This is a genomic window from Methylophilus sp. 'Pure River' (assembly GCF_046765995.1).
Taxonomy (GTDB): domain Bacteria; phylum Pseudomonadota; class Gammaproteobacteria; order Burkholderiales; family Methylophilaceae; genus Methylophilus.
In genome coordinates, this window is the sequence record NZ_JBKOUE010000004.1 from 82,809 (window position 1) to 103,000 (window position 20,192).

The 20,192-nt window shown below is 51.2% G+C and carries 19 protein-coding genes; 9 read left to right on the forward strand and 10 right to left on the reverse strand.

The genetic code is table 11. The features are described 5' to 3' along the window. The first annotated feature begins 2 nt into the window (after positions 1 to 2). Positions 3 to 647, forward strand: a complete 645-nt coding sequence (gene bioD / locus ACIDE9_RS05795; protein ID WP_411993418.1) for a dethiobiotin synthase — start codon at positions 3 to 5, stop codon at positions 645 to 647. Continuing rightward, positions 647 to 1,699, forward strand: coding sequence for a rhomboid family intramembrane serine protease (locus ACIDE9_RS05800; RefSeq protein ID WP_411993420.1), 1,053 nt, complete (start codon positions 647 to 649; stop codon positions 1,697 to 1,699). Before bioD ends, ACIDE9_RS05800 begins: the two co-directional genes overlap by 1 nt. On the opposite strand, the gene ACIDE9_RS05805 is transcribed toward ACIDE9_RS05800, so the two are convergent. After that, positions 1,696 to 2,829 (reverse strand): glycosyltransferase family 4 protein, encoded by a 1,134-nt coding sequence (locus ACIDE9_RS05805; RefSeq protein ID WP_411993422.1) that lies wholly within the window; start codon positions 2,827 to 2,829, stop codon positions 1,696 to 1,698. The genes ACIDE9_RS05800 and ACIDE9_RS05805 overlap by 4 nt on opposite strands. Before the next feature lie 3 nt (positions 2,830 to 2,832). Here ACIDE9_RS05805 and waaC point away from each other — a divergent pair, with 3 nt between their 5' ends. From waaC to ACIDE9_RS05830, 5 genes are all read left to right on the forward strand, one after another. Beyond that, a complete protein-coding gene (gene waaC / locus ACIDE9_RS05810; protein ID WP_411993423.1) occupies positions 2,833 to 3,825 on the forward strand; it encodes a lipopolysaccharide heptosyltransferase I in 993 nt (330 codons plus the stop codon). Positions 3,826 to 3,953: 128 nt separating this feature from the next. After that, on the forward strand, positions 3,954 to 4,487 hold the full coding sequence (grpE, locus tag ACIDE9_RS05815) for a nucleotide exchange factor GrpE (RefSeq protein ID WP_411993424.1): 534 nt from the start codon (positions 3,954 to 3,956) through the stop codon (positions 4,485 to 4,487). Between the two features lie 93 nt (positions 4,488 to 4,580). Continuing rightward, on the forward strand, positions 4,581 to 6,503 hold the full coding sequence (gene dnaK / locus ACIDE9_RS05820; RefSeq protein WP_411993426.1) for a molecular chaperone DnaK: 1,923 nt from the start codon (positions 4,581 to 4,583) through the stop codon (positions 6,501 to 6,503). Positions 6,504 to 6,619: 116 nt separating this feature from the next. Next, entirely contained in the window at positions 6,620 to 7,747 is a 1,128-nt protein-coding gene (gene dnaJ, locus ACIDE9_RS05825) for a molecular chaperone DnaJ (protein ID WP_194752844.1), read from the forward strand. A gap of 455 nt (positions 7,748 to 8,202) precedes the next feature. Then, positions 8,203 to 8,994: a ParA family protein gene (locus ACIDE9_RS05830; protein WP_411993429.1), complete on the forward strand. Its 792-nt coding sequence runs from the start codon at positions 8,203 to 8,205 to the stop codon at positions 8,992 to 8,994. A 4-nt stretch (positions 8,995 to 8,998) separates the two neighbouring features. On the opposite strand, the gene corA is transcribed toward ACIDE9_RS05830, so the two are convergent. Then, on the reverse strand, positions 8,999 to 10,090 hold the full coding sequence (gene corA / locus ACIDE9_RS05835) for a magnesium/cobalt transporter CorA (protein WP_411993431.1): 1,092 nt from the start codon (positions 10,088 to 10,090) through the stop codon (positions 8,999 to 9,001). Between the two features lie 120 nt (positions 10,091 to 10,210). On the opposite strand from corA, the gene aroC reads away from it, so the two are divergent. Both aroC and ACIDE9_RS05845 read left to right on the forward strand, forming a co-directional pair. After that, the gene (gene aroC / locus ACIDE9_RS05840; protein ID WP_411993433.1) at positions 10,211 to 11,302 is read left to right on the forward strand and encodes a chorismate synthase; all 1,092 of its coding nucleotides are present in this window, start codon (positions 10,211 to 10,213) and stop codon (positions 11,300 to 11,302) included. 57 nt (positions 11,303 to 11,359) lie between these two features. Then, positions 11,360 to 12,532 (forward strand): MFS transporter, encoded by a 1,173-nt coding sequence (locus tag ACIDE9_RS05845; RefSeq protein ID WP_411993434.1) that lies wholly within the window; start codon positions 11,360 to 11,362, stop codon positions 12,530 to 12,532. Positions 12,533 to 12,592: 60 nt separating this feature from the next. On the opposite strand, the gene folE2 is transcribed toward ACIDE9_RS05845, so the two are convergent. The 8 genes from folE2 to ACIDE9_RS05885 form a co-directional block, all read right to left on the reverse strand. Then, positions 12,593 to 13,399 carry a GTP cyclohydrolase FolE2 gene (gene folE2, locus ACIDE9_RS05850; protein WP_194752849.1) on the reverse strand — a complete coding sequence of 269 codons (807 nt, stop codon included), beginning with the start codon at positions 13,397 to 13,399 and terminating at the stop codon, positions 12,593 to 12,595. 49 nt (positions 13,400 to 13,448) lie between these two features. After that, positions 13,449 to 15,293, reverse strand: coding sequence for a 1-deoxy-D-xylulose-5-phosphate synthase (gene dxs / locus ACIDE9_RS05855; protein WP_411993437.1), 1,845 nt, complete (start codon positions 15,291 to 15,293; stop codon positions 13,449 to 13,451). 2 nt (positions 15,294 to 15,295) lie between these two features. Next, positions 15,296 to 16,186: a polyprenyl synthetase family protein gene (locus ACIDE9_RS05860; RefSeq protein WP_411993439.1), complete on the reverse strand. Its 891-nt coding sequence runs from the start codon at positions 16,184 to 16,186 to the stop codon at positions 15,296 to 15,298. A gap of 27 nt (positions 16,187 to 16,213) precedes the next feature. After that, a complete protein-coding gene (gene xseB / locus ACIDE9_RS05865; protein ID WP_411993440.1) occupies positions 16,214 to 16,459 on the reverse strand; it encodes an exodeoxyribonuclease VII small subunit in 246 nt (81 codons plus the stop codon). Positions 16,460 to 16,542: 83 nt separating this feature from the next. Continuing rightward, entirely contained in the window at positions 16,543 to 17,196 is a 654-nt protein-coding gene (locus ACIDE9_RS05870; RefSeq protein WP_411993442.1) for an alpha/beta hydrolase, read from the reverse strand. A 356-nt stretch (positions 17,197 to 17,552) separates the two neighbouring features. After that, complete coding sequence (locus ACIDE9_RS05875; RefSeq protein ID WP_411993444.1) at positions 17,553 to 17,903, reverse strand: pilin; 351 nt, start codon at positions 17,901 to 17,903, stop codon at positions 17,553 to 17,555. Between the two features lie 453 nt (positions 17,904 to 18,356). Beyond that, positions 18,357 to 18,902, reverse strand: a complete 546-nt coding sequence (locus ACIDE9_RS05880) for an SRPBCC family protein (protein ID WP_024929436.1) — start codon at positions 18,900 to 18,902, stop codon at positions 18,357 to 18,359. A gap of 159 nt (positions 18,903 to 19,061) precedes the next feature. Next, on the reverse strand, positions 19,062 to 20,051 hold the full coding sequence (locus ACIDE9_RS05885) for a beta-propeller fold lactonase family protein (protein ID WP_411993446.1): 990 nt from the start codon (positions 20,049 to 20,051) through the stop codon (positions 19,062 to 19,064). Positions 20,052 to 20,192: the final 141 nt, after the last annotated feature.

Below are 20,192 nucleotides of genomic sequence, written 5' to 3' on the forward strand. Positions count from 1 at the left end.
GTATGCACGCGCTGCCACATCATTTTTTTGTCACTGGCACCGATACCAGTGTAGGTAAAACAACGGTCACCGTGCGCTTGATGCAGCAGCTGGTGGCGCAAGGCTTGACCGTCATTGGCATGAAGCCGGTGGCGTCTGGTTGTGAGTGGGTGGATGGACGTTGGCAAAACGACGACGTATTGCAGTTGACTGCAGCTTCTAATGTCAGTGCGCCCGCTGAGTTGATCAATCCCTATTGTTTTGAGCCCGCCATTGCGCCGCATATCGCCGCCGCCCAGGCTGGCGTGGAGATCGACTTTAACGTGATTCGCGCGGCCTATGAGCAACTCACGACCATGGCCGATGTGGTGATTGTGGAGGGGGCTGGCGGTTTGCTGGTGCCACTCAACGCTACCCAAACCATTGCTGATTTAATTCAGGCACTCAGTCTGCCTGCGCTGGTGGTGGTGGGCATGCGGCTGGGCTGTATTAATCATGCGTTGCTCACGGCGCAGGTGCTCAAGCAACGGAATATCGATTTTTGTGGCTGGGTGGCGAACAATATAGACCCGCAAATGTCCGTGCCACAAGAAAACTTGCAGAGCCTGATCACCGGCTTGCAACAGCCCCCTATGCTGCAAGTTCCGTTTCAGGAGTCACTTCACTGATGGACCAGTCACTGCTCACCCGTATTGAGTTGCGCGCGCCGGTACCGCCGATGACGCGCTTGCTGATCACATTAAACGTGCTGGTGTTCGTGGTTATGCTGTTTGGTGGGGCAGGTTTTTGGCATTCACCGAATACGGTACAACTAACCTGGGGCGCCAACTTTGCCCCGGCCACTGCCGATGGTCAGTGGTGGCGACTGGCAAGTGCGATGTTTCTGCACTTTGGCGCCTTGCATCTGGGCATGAATATGCTGGCCTTGTGGGATGGCGGCAAGCTGGTCGAGCGCATGTTTGGTGCCGTCCGTTTTGTGGTGATTTACCTGGTCAGTGGCGTCGGTGGCAACCTGCTGTCGCTGGTCATCCAAGGCAATGATGCTGTATCGGGTGGCGCTTCCGGGGCTATTTTCGGGATTTATGGCGCGCTGCTGGCGTATGTCTGGTTTGGCAGAAAGCAAATGCAGGCACAGGAATTCCGTTGGTTGTTCTGGGGTGCGTTGCTGTTTTCTGCCCTGACCATTGCCATGGGCTACATCATTCCTGGCATTGATAATTCGGCGCATATTGGTGGCTTTGTCACTGGCATGGTGATGGCAACGCTTTTGCTACCGGTCACCATCGTTCCCAGTAAACAATTAACACTGACGCAATGGTTGGCGGCCGTATCATGGGTGGTAGCGCTGTTTGTCTTGGTGACCCATTTGCCTACGCCCAAATATCGCTGGCAACAAGAAGTCGCGATACAAAAGCAGGTGCAAAAGCTCAATCAGGTGGACCAGAAAGCGCAGCAGAAATGGCGGCAGATCATACTGGAAGGCCGTGAGGGCAGTGTCAGCTTTGATGACATGGCGGCGCAGATTGACGCACAGGTCGCCACGCCTTATGAAGAAAGCTTTGAAAAGCTATCAGCGTTACCGGAAGATCCTAATTTGCCGTCTGCGGCGTTGTTAGAGCAGGCTAAAGCCTATGCCTTGCAACGCAGTGAAGCCAGCAAAGCGGCCGCAGACAAGTTACGCAATGTGCCGTTTATGCCGGGTAAGCCTGCGACGCCCTAAGCGCGTGAGCCGCCAGGCGGTGTGGCTGCAATCACCCTGGCTTCAGGGTAGCTGACTTGTGTGGCCGCCATTTGTTGCACGAAGGCTTTGGCATTGGCTGCCCAGGGCTGTGTCGTCAGGTTTTCCAGCATCTCTTGCAGGGCGTGGTTCATGCTGTCTTGGCTGAATGGTGAAGCTAATACCTTGCCCGCCTGTGCTGCCGTGATATAGCTGGCATAACCACAGACTTCGGTCACCAGTAATGGCAGGCCTGCCGTCATCGCTTCAATCAACACGATCCCGGCCAGTTCCGAACGTGCTGCATGCACCAGCAGGTCGCAACCTAGCATCAGTGCGGGGATATCCGGACGGCCACCGGCTTCTATGCAACGGTCAGCCACACCACGTTGTTCGGCATAGGCCCGCATATTGCTGCTGGACTCAAATTCACCCACTGCGAGTAACCAGCAGCGCTGTTTCAGGGGCTCAGGCAGGCTGCTCAATGCATCTATGGCGCGGTCTACGCCTTTACGTACAAAGGCTGAGCCAACCGTGAGTAACACCATGGCGTCTGCTGGCAGGTTAAACGTCGTGCGTACATAGGCGCGATAATCCTGTGCTGGCAAGCTGGCAAACCGCTGTAACGGAATGTTGGGTGGCATCAGGTGGAAGCGGGCGTGATCGGTACCATACCAGTGGTGAAAGACGGTTTGATCATGCTGGTTAAGCAGCAGGATATGTGTGGCAGACGCTGTGCCAAACACAGCTTGTTCCATCGCAGAAAAGAAGCGATAGCGACCGGACAGCTTTTTATACCAGGGCTCATGGTGCATGCGTTTGGCATAGCAGGGGTCTGCCGCAAAATACACATCCAGCCCCGGCATGCGGTTAAACCCGACCACGCGGTCAAAATGCCCTTGCGCCACAGCTTGCTGCATTTGCCGGATCAATGACTGATGGCGGTGATGATTCAGCCAGCCACGGGCTTTTAACAAGTGGACATCAATGCCTGGTGGCAAGTCACCACGCCATTCACCGGTGAAGATGGTGACCTCATGACCGAGGGCGACGCAGTCTCTGGCAATGCGCAGCATATCGCGCTGCACGCCGCCGTAAGGAAAGTATTTGAATATGAGAAACGCAAACTTCATGCGATGGCATTGTATGCGAAAATAGCGGCCATGAAACGCATCCTGATTGTCAAAACCACCTCCATGGGCGACGTGATCCATGCCCTGCCAGTTGTTGAGGATATCCTGCAGCATTTTCCTGATGCGCATGTCGACTGGCTGGTAGAAGAAAGTTTTGCCGATATTCCACGCCTGCATCCGCGTGTGCAGCAGGTGTTTACCGTGGCCGTGCGCCGCTGGCGCAAACAATGGTGGCGACGCCAGACCTGGCGCGAAATTGCTGCGGTCAAACAGGCGGTTGCCGCTCAGCCCTATGATGTCGTGCTGGATTTACAAGGCTTGCTGAAAAGCGCTGTCATGGCGACGTGGGCGCGTGGACCACGTCATGGTTACGACAAGCACTCCATTCGCGAGCCATTGGCCAGCCGTTTTTACCAGCATCAGTATGCCATCCCTTATCGCCAGCACGCGGTGGTGCGTATGCGCACACTGGCGGCAATGGCACTCGGGTATGCCGTGCCGCAAAACAAGCCTGCTTATGGGCTGGCGAGTGTGGGGCAACACGCGCAGGCTGCGGCTTTTCTGGCACTGCATGCGACCAGCCGCGATAGCAAATTATGGCCTGAAGAATACTGGGTCGCTTTAGGACAACACTATGTCAGGCAAGGCTTGCATATGTGGTTGCCTTGGGCCAGCGATAGCGAAAAAGCGCGTGCTGAACGCATTGCGGCGCACGTGCCGCAAGCCCTGGTGCTGCCCAAGTTGGGCCTGCAGCAGTTAGCCAGCCAGATGCCGCAAGTGCGTTTTGCCGTGGGGGTGGATACCGGGTTGTCACACCTGGCTGCCGCACTGGATATTCCAATTGTTGCCCTGTATACCGATACCGAGCCTGCGTTGACGGGTGTGGCGGGCGGGCGCGTAGCGCCTGCAGTTAATTTGGGCGGCAAGGCGCAGGTGCCTGAGGTGGCCACGGTAATCGCGCAGTTGTCAGCGATGCGCGTGGCTGTCAGCATTTAAAAAATCATACACAAATTCACGCTTTACCCTTGAAATCAGTAGGGACATCCCCAACATTGGAGAAATATTGAAATGGTTTCGGTGAAACTGTCTCAGGATGAACAGTATTGAATAAGAAGGGGAGCTTCATGCAAGAACCAAATACACCTTCCGAGGTGAACACCAACGAACCGGCCGTAAACGATGCGGCGCAGGCTATTCCAGCAGATACCAACGAAGCGCGCATTGCTGAACTGGAAGCTGCGCTGGAAGAAGCCAAGGCGCAAGTGCTCTATGTGAAAGCCGAAGGTGAAAATATCCGCCGCCGTGCTTCTGATGATATTGATAAGGCACGTAAGTTTGCGCTGGAAAAATTCAGTGGCGAGTTGCTGGCGGTGAAGGATAGCCTGGATGCCGCTTTGGCTGTAGAGAGCGAAGAAGTCGCCAGTTATAAAAACGGCGTAGAACTGACCGCTAAACAATTATTGAGCGTATTTGAGAAATTCAATATTGCCGAGATTAATCCGGTGGGTGAAAAGTTTGACCCGAACAAGCACCAAGCCATCAGCATGGTGCCAGCCGAAGGCGAGCCGAACACGGTATTGAGCGTGTTGCAAAAAGGCTACAGCCTGAATGAGCGTGTGCTGCGTCCGGCATTGGTGACCGTGATACAGGCAAAATAAACCATAGCAAGAATAGGGACTTGAAATCTGATCAGGTATCCCAATTATTAGAACATCGGTATTGAGATCAACGAATTGTAAGGATTAAACAATATGGCAAAAATTATTGGTATTGACTTGGGGACAACCAACTCCTGCGTCGCTGTGATGGAAGGCGGCAAACCACGCGTGATTGAAAATGCAGAAGGCGCACGTACCACCCCTTCTATTATCGCTTATCAGGAAGATGGCGAAATTTTGGTCGGTGCACCGGCAAAACGCCAGGCCGTGACCAACCCTAAAAACACTTTGTTTGCGGTGAAGCGTTTGATTGGCCGCCGTTTTGACGAAAAAGAAGTACAAAAAGACATCGACCTGATGCCTTATACCATCGCTAAAGCTGACAACGGTGACGCATGGGTAGAAGTACGTGGCAACAAACAGGCGCCACCGCAAATTTCTGCTGAAGTATTGCGCAAAATGAAGAAAACTGCCGAAGATTACCTGGGCGAAGAAGTCACTGAAGCTGTGATTACAGTACCGGCTTACTTTAACGACAGCCAACGTCAGGCGACTAAAGATGCAGGCCGTATTGCTGGCCTGGATGTGAAGCGTATCATCAACGAGCCAACCGCAGCAGCTTTGGCATTTGGTATGGACAAACAAGAAGGCGACCGCAAGATTGCGGTTTACGACTTGGGTGGCGGTACGTTTGATATTTCGATTATCGAAATTACTGAAATCGATGGCGAACACCAGTTTGAAGTGTTGTCTACCAACGGTGACACTTTCCTCGGTGGTGAAGACTTCGATAACCGCATCATCGACTTTTTGGCTGATGAGTTCAAAAAAGAAAACGGTTTGGACCTGCGTAATGACTTGCTGGCTAAACAGCGTTTGAAAGAAGCCGCTGAAAAAGCCAAGATCGAATTGTCTGGCGCACAGCAAACTGAAGTGAACTTGCCATACATCACGGCAGATGCGACGGGTCCTAAGCACCTGGTGGTGAAAATCACTCGTGCCAAACTGGAATCACTGGTTGAAGAGTTGATCGAGCGCACGATTGCGCCTTGTAAAACCGCCTTAAAAGATGCTGGCGTGTCTCCGTCTGAGATTTCTGACGTGATTTTGGTTGGTGGTCAAAGCCGTATGCCAAAAGTGCAAGAAAAAGTGAAAGAGATCTTTGGCAAAGAGCCACGTAAAGACGTGAACCCGGACGAAGCCGTGGCCGTTGGTGCTGCGATTCAGGGTGGCGTATTGAAAGGCGACGTCAAAGACGTGTTGCTGCTGGACGTAACGCCACTGTCTCTGGGTATCGAGACCTTGGGCAGCGTGATGACCAAGCTGATCAAGAAAAACACCACGATTCCTACCAAGGCATCACAAGTGTTTTCAACCGCAGAAGATAACCAGAACGCCGTGACCATTCACGTGCTGCAAGGTGAGCGTGAAATGGCGTCTGGCAACAAGAGTCTGGGCCAGTTTAACCTGAGCGACATTCCACCGTCACCACGTGGCATGCCGCAAATTGAAGTGACGTTTGACATTGATGCCAACGGTATTTTGCACGTGTCTGCTAAAGACAAGGCCACTGGCAAAGAGAACAAAATCACTATCAAGGCCAACTCTGGTTTGTCTGAAGAAGAAATTCAACGCATGGAAGAAGATGCCGCTAAATATGCGGACGAAGACAAGAAGTTGCGTGAACTGGTCGATGCTCGTAACCAGGCTGACAGCGTACTGCACAGCGTGAAAAAATCACTGGCTGAGCATGGTGACAAGATTGAGGCAGACGAAAAAGCCAAGATCGAAGACGCCATTAAAGACCTGGAAGCGGTAGCCAAGGATGGCGATGACAAAGACGTGATCGAAGCCAAAACCAATGCCTTGATGGAAGCTTCGCAAAAACTGGGTGAGAAAGTCTACGCCGAGCAACAGGCGCAGGCTAACACCGAGAGTGCGCAGCAACCAGAAGGTGAAAAAACGGTTGAAGGCGATGTAGTGGATGCCGAGTTTGAAGAAGTGAAGAAAGACTAAGCTTGAAAGTGGCGGGTATGAAAATGCTCGCCTTTTTTCAATAATGCCGGCAAACACACTACGCTGATCGCGGGTGTGTTTGTCTTTATGGCGCAAGCGCATTAAACGGAAAAACTATGGCAGCCGCAAAAAAAGATTATTACGAAGTGTTAGGTGTAAACCGTGACGCCAGTGAAGAGGAAATTAAAAAAGCCTTTAAGAAGCTGGCCATGAAGTTTCACCCTGACCGTAACCCGGATAACCCTAAAGCTGAAGAAAGCTTTAAAGAAGCCAAAGAGGCTTATGAAATTCTGAGCGACGACCAGAAACGTGCAGCCTATGATCAATACGGTCATGCTGGCGTTGACCCTAGCATGGGGGGTGGCGGCTTTGGCGGCTTTAACTCCGGCAATTTCAGTGATGCATTCGGCGATATTTTTGGTGATATTTTCGGCGGTGCCCGTAATCAGCGTTCTAACGTATATCGTGGCGCTGACTTGCGTTACAACCTGGAAATTTCCCTCGAAGATGCCGCCAAGGGCACAGAGACCAAGATTCGCATCCCGGTGCAAACCAGTTGCGAAACTTGTCATGGTTCGGGTGCGCGTCCAGGCACCTCGCCTGTTACTTGTACCACGTGTAATGGCCATGGCCAGGTGCGCATGCAACAGGGCTTTTTCTCTGTGCAGCAAACCTGCCCTAAATGTCATGGCACAGGCAAGATGGTAAAAGAACCTTGCCCAACCTGTCACGGTGGCGGTCGCGTTAAGCAAAACAAAACGCTCAATGTGAAGATTCCAGCAGGCGTCGACGAAGGCGATCGTATCCGCCTCAGTGGCGAAGGCGAAGCCGGCGTCAATGGTGGGCCAACCGGTGATTTGTACGTCGTCGTGCATCTCAAAGAACACCCTATTTTCCAACGCGAAGGCGCAAACCTGCATTGCGAAATGCCGATCAGTTTTAGCACTGCGGCCTTAGGTGGGGAAATTGAAGTGCCAACGCTGGATGGTGCAGCCAAGATGAAGATCCCGGCTGAAACGCAAACCGGTAGTGTGTTCCGCTTGCGAGGCAAAGGTATCAAACCGTTGCGCTCCAGCGAGCATGGCGACCTGATGGTACATGTAGTGGTCGAAACCCCGGTGCGACTGACAGAAAAACAGAAAGAGCTGTTGCGTGAGTTTGAAAGCAGCACCCAGGCTGATGCGGGCAAACACAGCCCCAAGAATAAAAGTTGGGTAGATAAAGCGCGAGATTTCTTCAGTTAATCGTTTGTCACACGGTGGCTGATAGTCTGGCGGGTCAAACCCTGCTAAACTATCAACCACTTCTTTTTTTACCGTTTTGCGTTAAACGGTGTCTGCAAGTTGTTGTTTTTATTAAAGTTACAATTTAATAACAATTGAATTTTGTCTTTTACAATTCAGTTACAGCTTGGTCAAATTACTGCAATAACTCCTCCCTATACTGGACTCATCTTTAAACGAAACACAAAATGTTTTGTTTGATGGCTGGTTTAGTTGATTTTCAACGACTAGCATTGATTTCCTCCTGATCCAAACCCCCTTTTAACCCGCATTAGCGGGTTTCTTTTTTTCTAGCGCTACCTTTTGCACCAGTCATGATTTTGGCCGGGGTGGTCTAGGCTGGCAACATCGTTTATGATGGCATGCATCGCTTGCAACATTTGATGCTTGAAAACCATGTCTGAGCAAATTCGATCATGTTGAAAATCGCCATTTTTAATCAGAAAGCGGGAGTTGGGGCGACTACCACTGCCCTTAACCTTGCCGCTGCCAGTCAACGTAAAAAACGCCAGGTCGCCTTGCTGGATATGGATCCGCAAGCGAGGCTCACCGAAATGTACAAGCATACTGGTCTCGATCTGCAACAGCACTTGTTCAAGTTTTACCAGGATGCGACGCCGCTGGATGCTTTGTGTCAGCCGTTGCGGAATGGCTTGCAATTGATTCCGGCGAGCTCTGAGTTAATGAAGGTCGATTCACAGTTTGGCCGCGGCCCGGCCACATTAAGCAGGCTGGGGCAAGGGTTGCAGGTGCTTGAAGCGACGCAACCGGCGCTGGAAGTGTTCATGGATTGCTGCCCATGTGTCGGGGTGATTTCGCTGAGTGCGGTGTTTGCCAGTGACTTGGTGCTGATTCCAGTTTCAACAGATTACTTGTCGATTAACTCCGCCGTCAAAATGGATAAGGCGTTGAATGCCTTACAGCCGGTCTTAAAACGCAAAATACAGCGCCGCTATTTACTGACGCGTGCCGATAAACGCAAGGCGATGACCACTGAGGTGGAGCAGGAAATGCGTCGCCTGTTTGGTAGCGAGGTGTTACTCAGCAAGGTTTATGAACATGCCGCCCTGGCCGAGAGTGCACGCATGGGCGAGCATGTGTTTGAATATGATGCTGAAAGTGCGGCCGCGCAGGATTACATGGCCTTGTATTACGAGTTGCAAGATGTGATCAAGCAACTGCCGCGTCCTGAGCTGCTGGCCGCTTAAGCTACTAAGAATCCCGGCGGCTGCTCAGCCATTGCCGCCGCCAGAATACCAGTAGCATGGCCAAGGCAATCAGCAACATCATACCTATGGCCCACCAAAAGCCATCAGGGTCTTTTAACCACGGCATCTGGTCAAAGTTCATGCCAAAAATCCCGGCAATCAGCGTCGCAGGCATAAACAGCATGGCGACAACGGTCAGCGCACGCACCTCTAGGTTCACGCGCTGGCTCAGGCTGGTCATGTATATATCCATCAGGCCACTTAAGGTGTCGCGAATCGCTTCCAGTGATTCTGTAAAGTGCACGGTATGGTCATAAAGGTCGCGCAAATAAGGTACCGTTTGCGGGCTGAAGAATCCGTGTTCATTACGAATCAGGCTATTGAGTACTTCACGCAACGGCCACACCGCGCGCCGCAGTTGTATGGTCACATGTTTGAGGCGGTGGATATTCTGCAAGTCTTCCGGGCTGGGGCGATCCAGTAATTGGTTTTCAAGTTGTTCGGCATCTTCATTAATGGCTTCCAGCACCTGGAAATAACGTTCCATCAGGCTATCTAGCAGGGCGTAGCATAAATAGTCAGGGCCGCTCTGGCGCAGTAAGGCCTGGCCCTGGCGTAAGCGTTCGCGCACTGGCTCAAAGCTGCCAGAAGGCCTTTCCTGGAAAGTAAGCAGCCACTCACGTCCCAAAGCCATACTGATTTGTTCTGAGCTGACGCTGAGGTTTTCTGCATCGTAGTAAAACAGGCGTGTTTCGAGAAACAGGTAGTCCGGGTAGGTGTCGAGTTTAGGCCGCTGCTCGGTATTTAAAATATCATCCAGTACCAGCGGGTGCAATTTGAAACGACGGGCAACGGCTTGCAATAAGGGAATATCAAGGACGCCATGCACATTAATCCAGGCGACATGCCCGGCGGGTGCTTGCCAATTCACGATCTCCTGCATGTTCAACTGCGCTGAGAGGATGTCTTGCGCGTTGTAGCAAATTTTATGGATACAGGCAGCAGGCAAGGGCGGACCTGCAGGGTTCTCGATGAGTGCCGGATTGTCGGCGCCCAGCAGTCTGTGCTTACGGTGCGTATGTTTACGTTTTGCCATTGTCATCCCAGGTAAAAATGCCGTTCCAGCATAAGCGTTCACCGGCTGGAAATCAACCTGCGAACAGGTGGCTGGCCAGTCTATGCTAAAATAAAGAAAATTATTCAGTGGGAAAATCGCATGTCTGGCAATACCATCGGCACCTTGTTTACCTTGACCTCGTTTGGCGAGTCACACGGCCCTGGCATTGGCGGCATTGTCGATGGTTGCCCACCGGGCCTAGAGTTAAGTGCGGCTGATTTGCAAGTCGATCTCGACCGCCGCAAACCGGGGACGTCGCGCCATGTCACACAGCGCGCAGAAGCTGACGAAGTGGAAATTTTGTCTGGTGTATTTGAAGGTAAAACGACCGGCACGCCGATTGGCTTGTTGATTCGCAACACTGACCAGCGTTCGCAAGATTACAGCAAAATCATGGATACGTTCCGCCCCGGCCATGCAGATTATACCTATACGCAAAAGTACGGCATTCGTGATTATCGTGGTGGTGGCCGCTCTAGTGCGCGTGAAACCGCTGTGCGCGTGGCGGCGGGTGCGATTGCCAAAAAATGGCTCAAGCAGCAATATGGCGTGCAGATTCGCGGTTATTTAAGCCAGATTGGCGAAATCAAGATTCCGTTTGTGAGCTGGGATGCACTGGCGCAAGAAGGTAATGCCTTCTTCTCGCCCAATGTCGACATCTTGCCTCAACTCGAAGCTTATATGGACCAGATCCGCAGTGAGCGTGACTCGGTAGGTGCACAGATTACTGTCGTGGCCGAGAAAGTACCGGTCGGCTTGGGTGAGCCTGTATTTGACCGCCTGGATGCCGATATTGCGCATGCCATGATGGGTATTAACGCCGTCAAAGGCGTAGAAATCGGCGCTGGGTTCGATGCGATTGCGCAGCGCGGCAGCGTACACAGTGATGAGTTGACGCCAGAAGGCTTTGCCACCAACCATGCCGGCGGCATTTTGGGCGGTATTTCCAGTGGCCAGGACATTGTCGTCAACGTCGCGTTCAAGCCAACGTCCAGCATCCCGCAACAGCGTCATTCTATCAACCAGGCAGGTGAGGCTGTGATGATGCAAACCACTGGTCGCCACGACCCATGTGTAGGCATCCGTGCAACGCCAATCGTGGAAGCCATGCTGGCACTGGTATTGATGGATCATGCCTTGCGTAACCGTGGCCAGAATGCAGACGTGCATTCCAAGGTGCCGACGCTGTAATGTCTTTCAACGCTCAGGCACAGGCTTGGGCGATATTTACCAACGCGCGAGTATGTTATGAGTCACGCTTTACACTTTAATCTCTCGCGCTTCTATTTTATCTATTACTTCTTTGTCGGCGCGTTTGTCCCTTACTGGGGCTTGTACCTGACATCAGAATCCTTCTCCCCGGCAGACATCGGCATTCTCATGTCGCTGTTCCAGCTCAGCCGTATTATTGCGCCTAATTTGTGGGGCTGGCTGGCAGACCACACGCGGCAACGCGTGCGCTGGATACGTACCACGGCTTTTCTCGGCTTGCTAGGCTTTGTCGCCATCTTCTGGGCGCATGACTTTACCACCATGTTTGTGGTGATGATTGCTCTCAGCCTATTTACCAGCTCGACCTTGCCGCTCTCCGAGTCTTTGGTCCTCGCACATCTGGCCAGCACCAATGGCCATTACAGCAAAATCCGTTTGTGGGGTTCATGGGGGTTTATTGTGGCTTCGGTGTTATTGGGATACTTAACCGACTGGTTTGGTATCGGCAGCCTGCTCTGGTTTATTTTACTGGTGCAATGCACGCTGTTCGGGTTGACGTGGAAGCTGCCAGAGGCGCACGTGCCACCACATGCACATGATGATTTTTCGGTCTGGCAAATCTTAAAGCAACCTGCAGTGCTATCGCTGCTGATAGGCTGCGCCATGATGGTGACGGCACATGGCCTGATGTATAACTTCTACTCTATCTACCTGGCTGAGCATGGCTACAGCAAGGGCATGATAGGCTGGTTGTGGGGGCTGGGCGTGATTTGTGAGATCGGCATTTTTATGAAAATGCCGTGGATCATGGCACGCTTTAAGCTCAAAACTATTTTACTTACAAGTTTACTCATAGGCGTGGTGCGTTTCACCATGATGGGGCAGGTGCCGGATCAGCTCTGGCTGTTATTGCTGGCGCAAACCATGCATGCGTTTACCTTTGGCAGTTTCCATGCGGCTTCGGTCGAGGTGGTCACGCAATACTTTAATGGCCGCCACCAGGCTAAAGGGCAGGCCATTTATAACAGTGTGGCGTATGGCGTTGGCGGCGCATTGGGCGGCTTGCTGGGGGGATTTGCGTTGGAATATTTAGGCGGGCAGTTAACGTTTACGCTGGCAGCGTTGTTTCCGTTATTGGGCGCCATTGTCGTGGCGGCAGGATTACGCCTATCGCAACCATATGCGCGTCAGGGGATGTTTAGTCATTAATGCAGCATCAATAAAAATAGCCCGCATGCGGGCTATTTTTATTTGGATTACATCGCTGAATTAATTGACGCGTTTATCACGCTCAATCAATGCATAGGCGCTGTGGTTATGGATAGATTCAAAGTTTTCTGACTCGACCACATATTTCACAATACGTTTTTCATCGTTGAGTTGTGCCGCCACATCGCGCACCATGTCTTCCACAAATTTTGGATTGTCATAGGCACGCTCGGTGACAAACTTCTCGTCCGGGCGCTTGAGCAAGCCATACAACTGACAAGAGGCCTGGTCTTCAATCAGGGTGATCAGGTCTTCCAGCCACATGAATTCATTGAGCAGGGCTGTCACAGTGACATGTGAGCGCTGGTTGTGCGCGCCGTAGTCTGAAATCTTCTTGCTGCATGGGCACAGGCTGGTCACCGGCACCATCACCTGCACAGTGATTTCAAACTTGCCGTTTTTGATTTCGCCAATAAAGGTTACTTCGTAATCCAGCAGGCTTTTGACGCCGGAAACAGGCGCTGCCTTGTTGATAAAGTAAGGGAAGCGCATTTCCACATAGCCGGACTCTGCTTCCAGGCGCTCGACCATCTGGCGCAAAATGGTTTCGAATGAGTCGATAGAAATCGCGTGCTCGTTCATGTTTAAAATCTCGACAAAACGAGACATGTGCGTGCCTTTGAAGTTGTGCGGCAAATGCACATACATATCAAACATGGCAACGGTATGCTGTTCGCCACCCGTTTTGTCTTTGACAATCACTGGGTGACGTATGGATTTGATACCGACTTTGTTGATATCCAGTCTACGCACGTCCGGCGTATTCTGTACATCTTCAATCGTTGTTGGGATCACGGGTTGATTCATCAGGGTTCCATCGCGGGGTTTCCCGCCTGTTAATTAATAGTTGAGTTTACTACTCGGAAATTAATTTCTCAATAGCAGAGATGATTCCGTTTTTGTCTAGACCACATTCGGCCAGCATAGTTTCGTGGCTGCCGTGCTCAATAAACTGGTCAGGCAAACCCAGGCAGCGCACGGGTTTCACCAGATGATGTGCCTGCAAGCACTCCATCACCGCCGCACCAGCGCCACCCATGACAGCATTTTCTTCCACGGTGAGCAGGTAATCGTGCGTACGCGCCATGTCCAGCACCATGGCTTCATCCAGTGGTTTGATAAAACGCATATTGATTACGGTGGCATCACAGGTTTCTGCGGCTTGCAACGCTGGTTGCAACATGCTGCCAAAGGCTAGGATGGCGATTTTCTTGCCCTGGCGCACCAACTGGGCTTTGCCGATAGGCAGTGATTCTAGTGTTAGCGAAATACTGGCGCCAATGCCGCTGCCACGCGGATAACGTACTGCAGCCGTGCCAGGATAATGGTAGCCGGTGGTTAGCATCTGGCGGCATTCGTTTTCATCGCTAGGCGCCATAATCACCACGTTAGGGATACAGCGCAAAAAGCTTAAATCAAAGCTGCCGGCGTGTGTTGGGCCATCGGCACCGACCAGGCCTGCACGGTCTATTGCCAGCAAAACGTCCAAATCTTGCAAGGCAATATCATGCACCAACTGGTCATACGCGCGTTGCAAAAAGGTCGAATAAATCGCCACCACAGGCTTCAGGCCATCACAGGCCATGCCCGCAGCAAAGGTGAGTGCATGCTGCTCGGCAATGCCGACGTCAAAATAGCGTTGCGGATACGCCTCAGCAAACCGGTTAAGGCCGGAGCCATCGCACATGGCGGGCGTGATACCGACCAGTTTGTCATCTGTGGCGGCCATATCGACCAACCAGTCACCAAAGATTTGCGTATAAGTCGGGCGCTCGTTGTGGCTCAGGCTATGGCCATTTTGTGGGTCAAACTTGCTGACGCCATGATATTTATTTGGGTTGTCTTCGGCCGGGCTGTAGCCTTTGCCTTTTTGCGTCACAACGTGCAAAAACTGTGGGCCTTGCAACTGGCGGATATTGCCCAGCGTATCGACCAGGGTGTCGATATCGTGACCGTCAATCGGGCCAATATAGTTAAAACCGAATTCTTCAAATAGCGTCCCTGGCGTCACCATGCCTTTGGCATGTTCTTCGGCACGCCGTGCGAATTCTTTGACCGGCGGCATGATATCCAGCACTTTTTTGCCGCTGCGGCGCACGCTGTCATAAAGCTTGCCGGACATTAAACGGGCAAGGTAATTGTTGAGCGCGCCCACATTGTTGGAGATGCTCATGTCGTTATCATTGAGGATCACCAGGATATTGGTGTCCATGTCACCCGCATTGTTCAGGGCTTCAAATGCCATGCCCGCCGTCATGGCGCCATCGCCAATAATGGCTACGCTACGGCGATCAGAGCCTTGTGCTTTGGCGGCAACCGCCATGCCTAACGCGGCTGAAATCGAGGTGCTGGAGTGGCCAGTGCCAAATGTGTCGTATTCGCTCTCATCGCGTTTGGGAAAGCCGGCAATGCCACCGGCTTTGCGCAAGCCGGACATGGCTTCGCGGCGGCCAGTCAGGATTTTGTGCGGGTAGGTTTGGTGGCCGACATCCCATACCAAACGGTCGTCCGGCGTGTTGTAGATGTAATGCAGCGCGATGGTGAGTTCTACTACCCCCAGGTTAGACGACAGATGGCCGCCTGTTTGCGATACGCTTTGAATCAGGAATGCGCGTAGTTCTGCGGCCAGCACTTTGAGCTGCGAGCGCTCCAGAGTGCGGAGGTCGGTAGGGGAGTCAATGCGGGACAGCAGCGAAGTCATGATTAAAATGGGCGCTCACAAATAAATTTGGCAATGCCGCGTAGCGGGTCTGCCTGCGGGCCAAAGTCCGCCAATAACTGCAATGTTTGCGCATGCAAGCTGTTGACCAGTGCTTTCGCTTCTTCCAAACCAAGCAGGCTGACGTAGGTCGATTTCTCCTGCAAGGCATCTTTGCCAGCAGTTTTGCCCAGGGTTTGTGTATCTGCGGTGGCGTCCAAAATATCGTCGACCACCTGGAAAGCCAGCCCCATATGCTGGCTATATTGTTCTAAGGTGGTAATGAGTGGCTGCTTCGTGTAATCCGCAGCATAGGCACCCAGTAAGGCTGCCGCTTCAATCAAGGCGCCTGTTTTGTACTGGTGCATGGTTTCCAATGCCTCACGTGACAGCAGTTTGCCTGTGCTTTGCAAGTCTATGCTCTGGCCGCCACACATGCCGCGTGAGCCCGTCGCTTTTGCCAATACCTGCACTTGTTTTAACGCTTGCGGTGCGCTGGTGCTGGCCAGGCATTCAAAGGCCTGGCTTTGCAGTGCATCGCCCACTAGCAAGGCAGTCGCATCGTCATATTGTTTATGGCAACTTGGTTTGCCTCGGCGCAGGTCGTCGTCGTCCATGCACGGCATATCATCATGCACCAGTGAAAAAGCGTGGATCAGTTCCACTGCCGCTGCTGACGCATCCGCCGCGACAGGGCTTGCACCCGCCAGTTCTGCTGCGGCATAACTTAACAATGCGCGCACGCGCTTGCCGCCGCCCAGCACTGCATAACGCATGGCCTCATGCAGGCGGCCAGGCAACGTGCCCTCAGTTGGCAGCGTACGTGACAATACCTCTTCAACGCGTTGCTGATGTGCGCTGGCCCAATGATCAAAAACAAATGGAGGCTGAGTCATGACGAAAGACAAAAGAAAGCAGGCGCGTTAATTGGCCTCAAAAGGAGTCAGCTGTTGCTGCTGGTTCAAGATCATCACGGTTTGTTCGGCTTGTTGCAGTGATTCCTGGCAAACCTGCAACAGTTGCATGCCTTCGGTGTAAGCCGTTAATGCGGCCTCCAGTGGCAGTTCACCTGACTCCATGTTTTTAACGATGGACTCCAGCGCTGCCAGTCGCTCAGCAAAGGTTTGTTGGTCATTCACCGTGGTCGGTGACTTTTTGGAAGCACTCATGAAAATTAGCCTGTGAAAACGCCAGCTATTTTAACAAAACTCCCCCTGCTTGCGGGATTATTCTCATGTGTGCGAAGGATGGCTCAGACGGGTAAAGCACGCAGCAGGAACTGGCGGATATCGTCAATTTCGGCTTCACACACACTGTGCGGCATATCGTATTCGTGCCACTCCACTGCGTAACCTGCTGCTTCTAGTGTTTGTCGCGACGATTGCGCGGTCGCCAGGGTAATGACACTGTCTTGACGTCCATGTGCCATCCAGATCGGTAATTGCTGATTGGCAGGATGCTGTTTTTCTGTGAGCTGATTCGTCAAAGGCAAGTAAGTGGAGAGCGCCAATACGCCAGCCAAGGGTTGATCAAAGCGCGTTGCTGTGTGCAAGGCCATTGCGCCACCCTGTGAAAAGCCCGCCAACAAAATACGTTGCGACGGAATGCCCCGTGCAATCTCTGCTTCAATCATGGCATTTATTGTTACCTGCATATTGTTGATGCCAACTTCATCTTGAGTGCTTTCTGACTGCAACCCAAAAATGTCATACCAGGCACGCATCTCGTAACCGTTATTCAATGTAACGGGGCGATACGGCGCATGTGGCAGGATAAATTTAATATGCTGCAGGTTGAGCATTTGCACCACAGGCTCAAAGTCATGGCCATCAGCGCCTAGACCGTGTAGCCAGATGATGCATGCCTTGTTATGGCTTTCTGAATTAATAACAACGTTACTTAACATGGCTTGGGCTTAAATTTTCAATTGAATAATAAAGTGCTTATTTTAATTAATATTTAAGAATTAACTTAGCTATACCTGCAAGTTTTTATAACGTTACTTAAGCCTCTACTCACTAACATTACAGGAGTACAGTATAGATGGTGATGTCGATATTGGGGGGGGCTGGCAAACGCTGAGAGTTTAAGTTCAACTTTGCTCAGCGATTAGTAATTAACGCGCAAGAACTGCTAGCTTAAATAAGCCAGAATAAGCGCGAACTGTTTTGAAGGTATATTTTGAGCTTATGCTCGATTCTTGCTGAGCCTGAATAAACGAAAGCACCGATTTGCGGGCTTTCGTTTATTTCTTTAGATTGGTTAAGACGCAGCTCTGGTGCATGTTGCACCTTGAGACATATCACATGTAATTACTCTGCCTGTACCAGCATTTCTAGCTGGAACAGGGTTAAATGTTGTGGTTGCAGCTGTTGGCGTCGTAATCGCATTGCATGCTGATGGTCTGTGATCGTTTACTTGGCGACCGACAGTGAGGGCAGCCAGCGAACTTTTTGCATATGCACTGGCTTCGGCCAAACATGCCGAGTCTGCCGCTTCGCGTGTGTAATCTTGATAAGCCGGAATCGCTACAGAAGCCAAAATACCAATAATGGCAACAACGATCATCAATTCAATCAGGGTAAAACCTTGTTGTACGTGTTTTTTCATCATGTTTTCCTTTTGAGTCAAGTTTAAAGTGAACATCTACTGTTTCATTCACTGCTTTTCCAACAGTGTTCGCTAAACCCTAAAGCAACAGGTGTGCCAGCTCTTTGTTGTATTCCATAACTTGTTGAAAAATATGAATTAAAGGGTTTTTATGCTTTATTTCTTCGAATTGAATTCGAGAATTTTTGGTTAGGTTGGCAAAATGAAAGATGACGTAAAGTGACAGCGATCGCCAATCTTTGGCAATGCAAGTGATGTTTTTGGTCAGGGGCAGAGCGAGTGCTTCAGATGCAAAAAAGGGATTGTGTGGTACACAATCCCTTTATTTGGTGTCAGTGTTTAGCTTTTGACCAAGCACTGCATTTGCAAAAAACTGTTGTTTACAACGTAAGACTTACCAGAACTTCCACCAGGGTTTACTGTTGCCTTGCGTGCGCTTACCAGAACCCTGGCTAATTACTTTCCCGATTCGGCAACCTTTTTCAGGCTTTCCAGACCAGCGTCAAAATAGTCGTTGACTGCTTTGGTGGCAGCGTCGTCATTTTGTTCAGGTTTTGGGATGTTTGAGGAGTCAGCACGGGTGTAGCTGCCTTTAACCGTTACCACTGCTTCGTTGCCGCTGCCGGTCACAGTGATGCTTGGGTAAAAGTTAGACACTTGCAAGGTGCTTTTTTCAATCACGTATTCATATTTCAAGCGCATGCCTGCGTCATCGGCAGAGCGCAGTTTTTCATACATGACGCCGCCGTTTTTCAGTTTAACGGTGCGGTAAGTTGCGTCATCACCGTTTTCATCTTTTTTCTGCTCTACAGTAGTCGATTCAACGCCTGCGTGCCAAGCTTGTACATTGCCAAAGTCTTTGAGCAATGCCCAGACTTTTGCCGGTGCTGCCTTGATGGTGACGGTTTTCTCAAAACGTAACGCAGCCGCACCGTGTGCGCCAGCAGTCAGAGGGATCAACGGCAATAAAGAAACAGCAATAATGCCTAGAATTTTTTTCATTACATTTCTCCTGATATTTACAGACTTTCAAAACTAAAAAGATAAGCGGTACTTGATAAAAGTAGGCGGTCTTGGAGTTTTAAAAACAACCCGAGACTTTACCTAAAAAAAGGCTTCTTTGCGACTAATTCATGGGGCATCCTGTGAAAAAAACAAATTTTATTTAGCCTGAAGTATAAATTGCCCAAATGACCGGCACAGTTTGGGGCTGGCAATGGTGTGCGTGACGGTGTTGGTGTGTGCATCAATCAGCGAAACGTTGTCCGAGCCCCAGTTGGCGACGACGACTTGATTGGTTGTTTTGTCATACTCAATGCCTTCCGGAAACTCGCCTACAGCGATCGTTTTCACGGTTTTGCCATTGCTCAGGTCAATCACTGAAACGCTTTCTGCATGATTGTTGCTGACGTAAGCCCAGCGGCTATCGGGGCTGATGGCCACACCATAAGGATGTTGCCCGGTTTTGACTGTGCTGGACTGATAAGTATCTACGTTTAACACAGTGAGTGTGTTGCTGACAACATTCACGACGAATAAGGTGCGCGCGTCCGGGCTGAGTGTCAGTGCAAAGGGGTGTAGCCCAACTGGAATTTGCGCGATGGTTTTGAGTGTCTTGGTGTCTACCACGGTGACATCATTGCTATCGCGATTGGCAATAAACAGTTTTTTGTCATCTGCACTCACCAGCAGCCCCGAGGGCGTTTTGCCTGCCTTGAAGGCTTTTTGTTTGTCAGGGTGTGCGGTGTCTATCGCAATCACTTGCTCGCCACCCCAATCGGCTACATATAAGGTGTTTTCGTCGCGACTGAGGGCGATGCCGACGGCTTGCACGTGTACGGGGATGTCATACACTTTTTGCTGGGTTGCGCTGTTGATGACTGAAACCGTCTGGCTATTGGCATTGCTGATATAGACGCGCTGTTGTTTGGTGGCAATGGCGACACCTACGGGTGCTTTGCCGACCTCAATCGTGTGTGTGACCTGTTTTTTTTGCGTATCCAGAACGGAGACCGTGTCATTGCCCTGGTTGGTGATGTAAGCCAGGCTGCCAGCATATGATTGGGGGATCCATACCAATAATGCTAGCCAAAGAAACGATGCCGAAGCTTGTTTGCGTAATTTGATGGCAGAGGTGAAAAGCAGGCGCATGACCGACAAACGATTGTGAGTGTGTAAGGTTGACAGCATTGTTAATTATATAACCATAAATTTATTATGGGGGTTTCGCGGTTTGTTTGTAAATGTATGAAAAGAAACGGGATATTTCCCTGTGGCCCTAATGGACTATTT

Excerpts from the sequence above, each read along its gene's own strand:
- bioD (WP_411993418.1), top strand. The coding sequence starts at position 3 with ATGCACGCGCTGCCACATCATTTTTTTGTCACTGGCACCGATACCAGT.
- ACIDE9_RS05800 (WP_411993420.1), top strand. The coding sequence starts at position 647 with ATGGACCAGTCACTGCTCACCCGTATTGAGTTGCGCGCGCCGGTACCG.
- ACIDE9_RS05805 (WP_411993422.1), bottom strand. The coding sequence starts at position 2,829 with ATGAAGTTTGCGTTTCTCATATTCAAATACTTTCCTTACGGCGGCGTG.
- waaC (WP_411993423.1), top strand. The coding sequence starts at position 2,833 with ATGGCATTGTATGCGAAAATAGCGGCCATGAAACGCATCCTGATTGTC.
- grpE (WP_411993424.1), top strand. The coding sequence starts at position 3,954 with ATGCAAGAACCAAATACACCTTCCGAGGTGAACACCAACGAACCGGCC.
- dnaK (WP_411993426.1), top strand. The coding sequence starts at position 4,581 with ATGGCAAAAATTATTGGTATTGACTTGGGGACAACCAACTCCTGCGTC.
- dnaJ (WP_194752844.1), top strand. The coding sequence starts at position 6,620 with ATGGCAGCCGCAAAAAAAGATTATTACGAAGTGTTAGGTGTAAACCGT.
- ACIDE9_RS05830 (WP_411993429.1), top strand. The coding sequence starts at position 8,203 with ATGTTGAAAATCGCCATTTTTAATCAGAAAGCGGGAGTTGGGGCGACT.
- corA (WP_411993431.1), bottom strand. The coding sequence starts at position 10,090 with ATGGCAAAACGTAAACATACGCACCGTAAGCACAGACTGCTGGGCGCC.
- aroC (WP_411993433.1), top strand. The coding sequence starts at position 10,211 with ATGTCTGGCAATACCATCGGCACCTTGTTTACCTTGACCTCGTTTGGC.
- ACIDE9_RS05845 (WP_411993434.1), top strand. The coding sequence starts at position 11,360 with ATGAGTCACGCTTTACACTTTAATCTCTCGCGCTTCTATTTTATCTAT.
- folE2 (WP_194752849.1), bottom strand. The coding sequence starts at position 13,399 with ATGAATCAACCCGTGATCCCAACAACGATTGAAGATGTACAGAATACG.
- dxs (WP_411993437.1), bottom strand. The coding sequence starts at position 15,293 with ATGACTTCGCTGCTGTCCCGCATTGACTCCCCTACCGACCTCCGCACT.
- ACIDE9_RS05860 (WP_411993439.1), bottom strand. The coding sequence starts at position 16,186 with ATGACTCAGCCTCCATTTGTTTTTGATCATTGGGCCAGCGCACATCAG.
- xseB (WP_411993440.1), bottom strand. The coding sequence starts at position 16,459 with ATGAGTGCTTCCAAAAAGTCACCGACCACGGTGAATGACCAACAAACC.
- ACIDE9_RS05870 (WP_411993442.1), bottom strand. The coding sequence starts at position 17,196 with ATGTTAAGTAACGTTGTTATTAATTCAGAAAGCCATAACAAGGCATGC.
- ACIDE9_RS05875 (WP_411993444.1), bottom strand. The coding sequence starts at position 17,903 with ATGATGAAAAAACACGTACAACAAGGTTTTACCCTGATTGAATTGATG.
- ACIDE9_RS05880 (WP_024929436.1), bottom strand. The coding sequence starts at position 18,902 with ATGAAAAAAATTCTAGGCATTATTGCTGTTTCTTTATTGCCGTTGATC.
- ACIDE9_RS05885 (WP_411993446.1), bottom strand. The coding sequence starts at position 20,051 with ATGCGCCTGCTTTTCACCTCTGCCATCAAATTACGCAAACAAGCTTCG.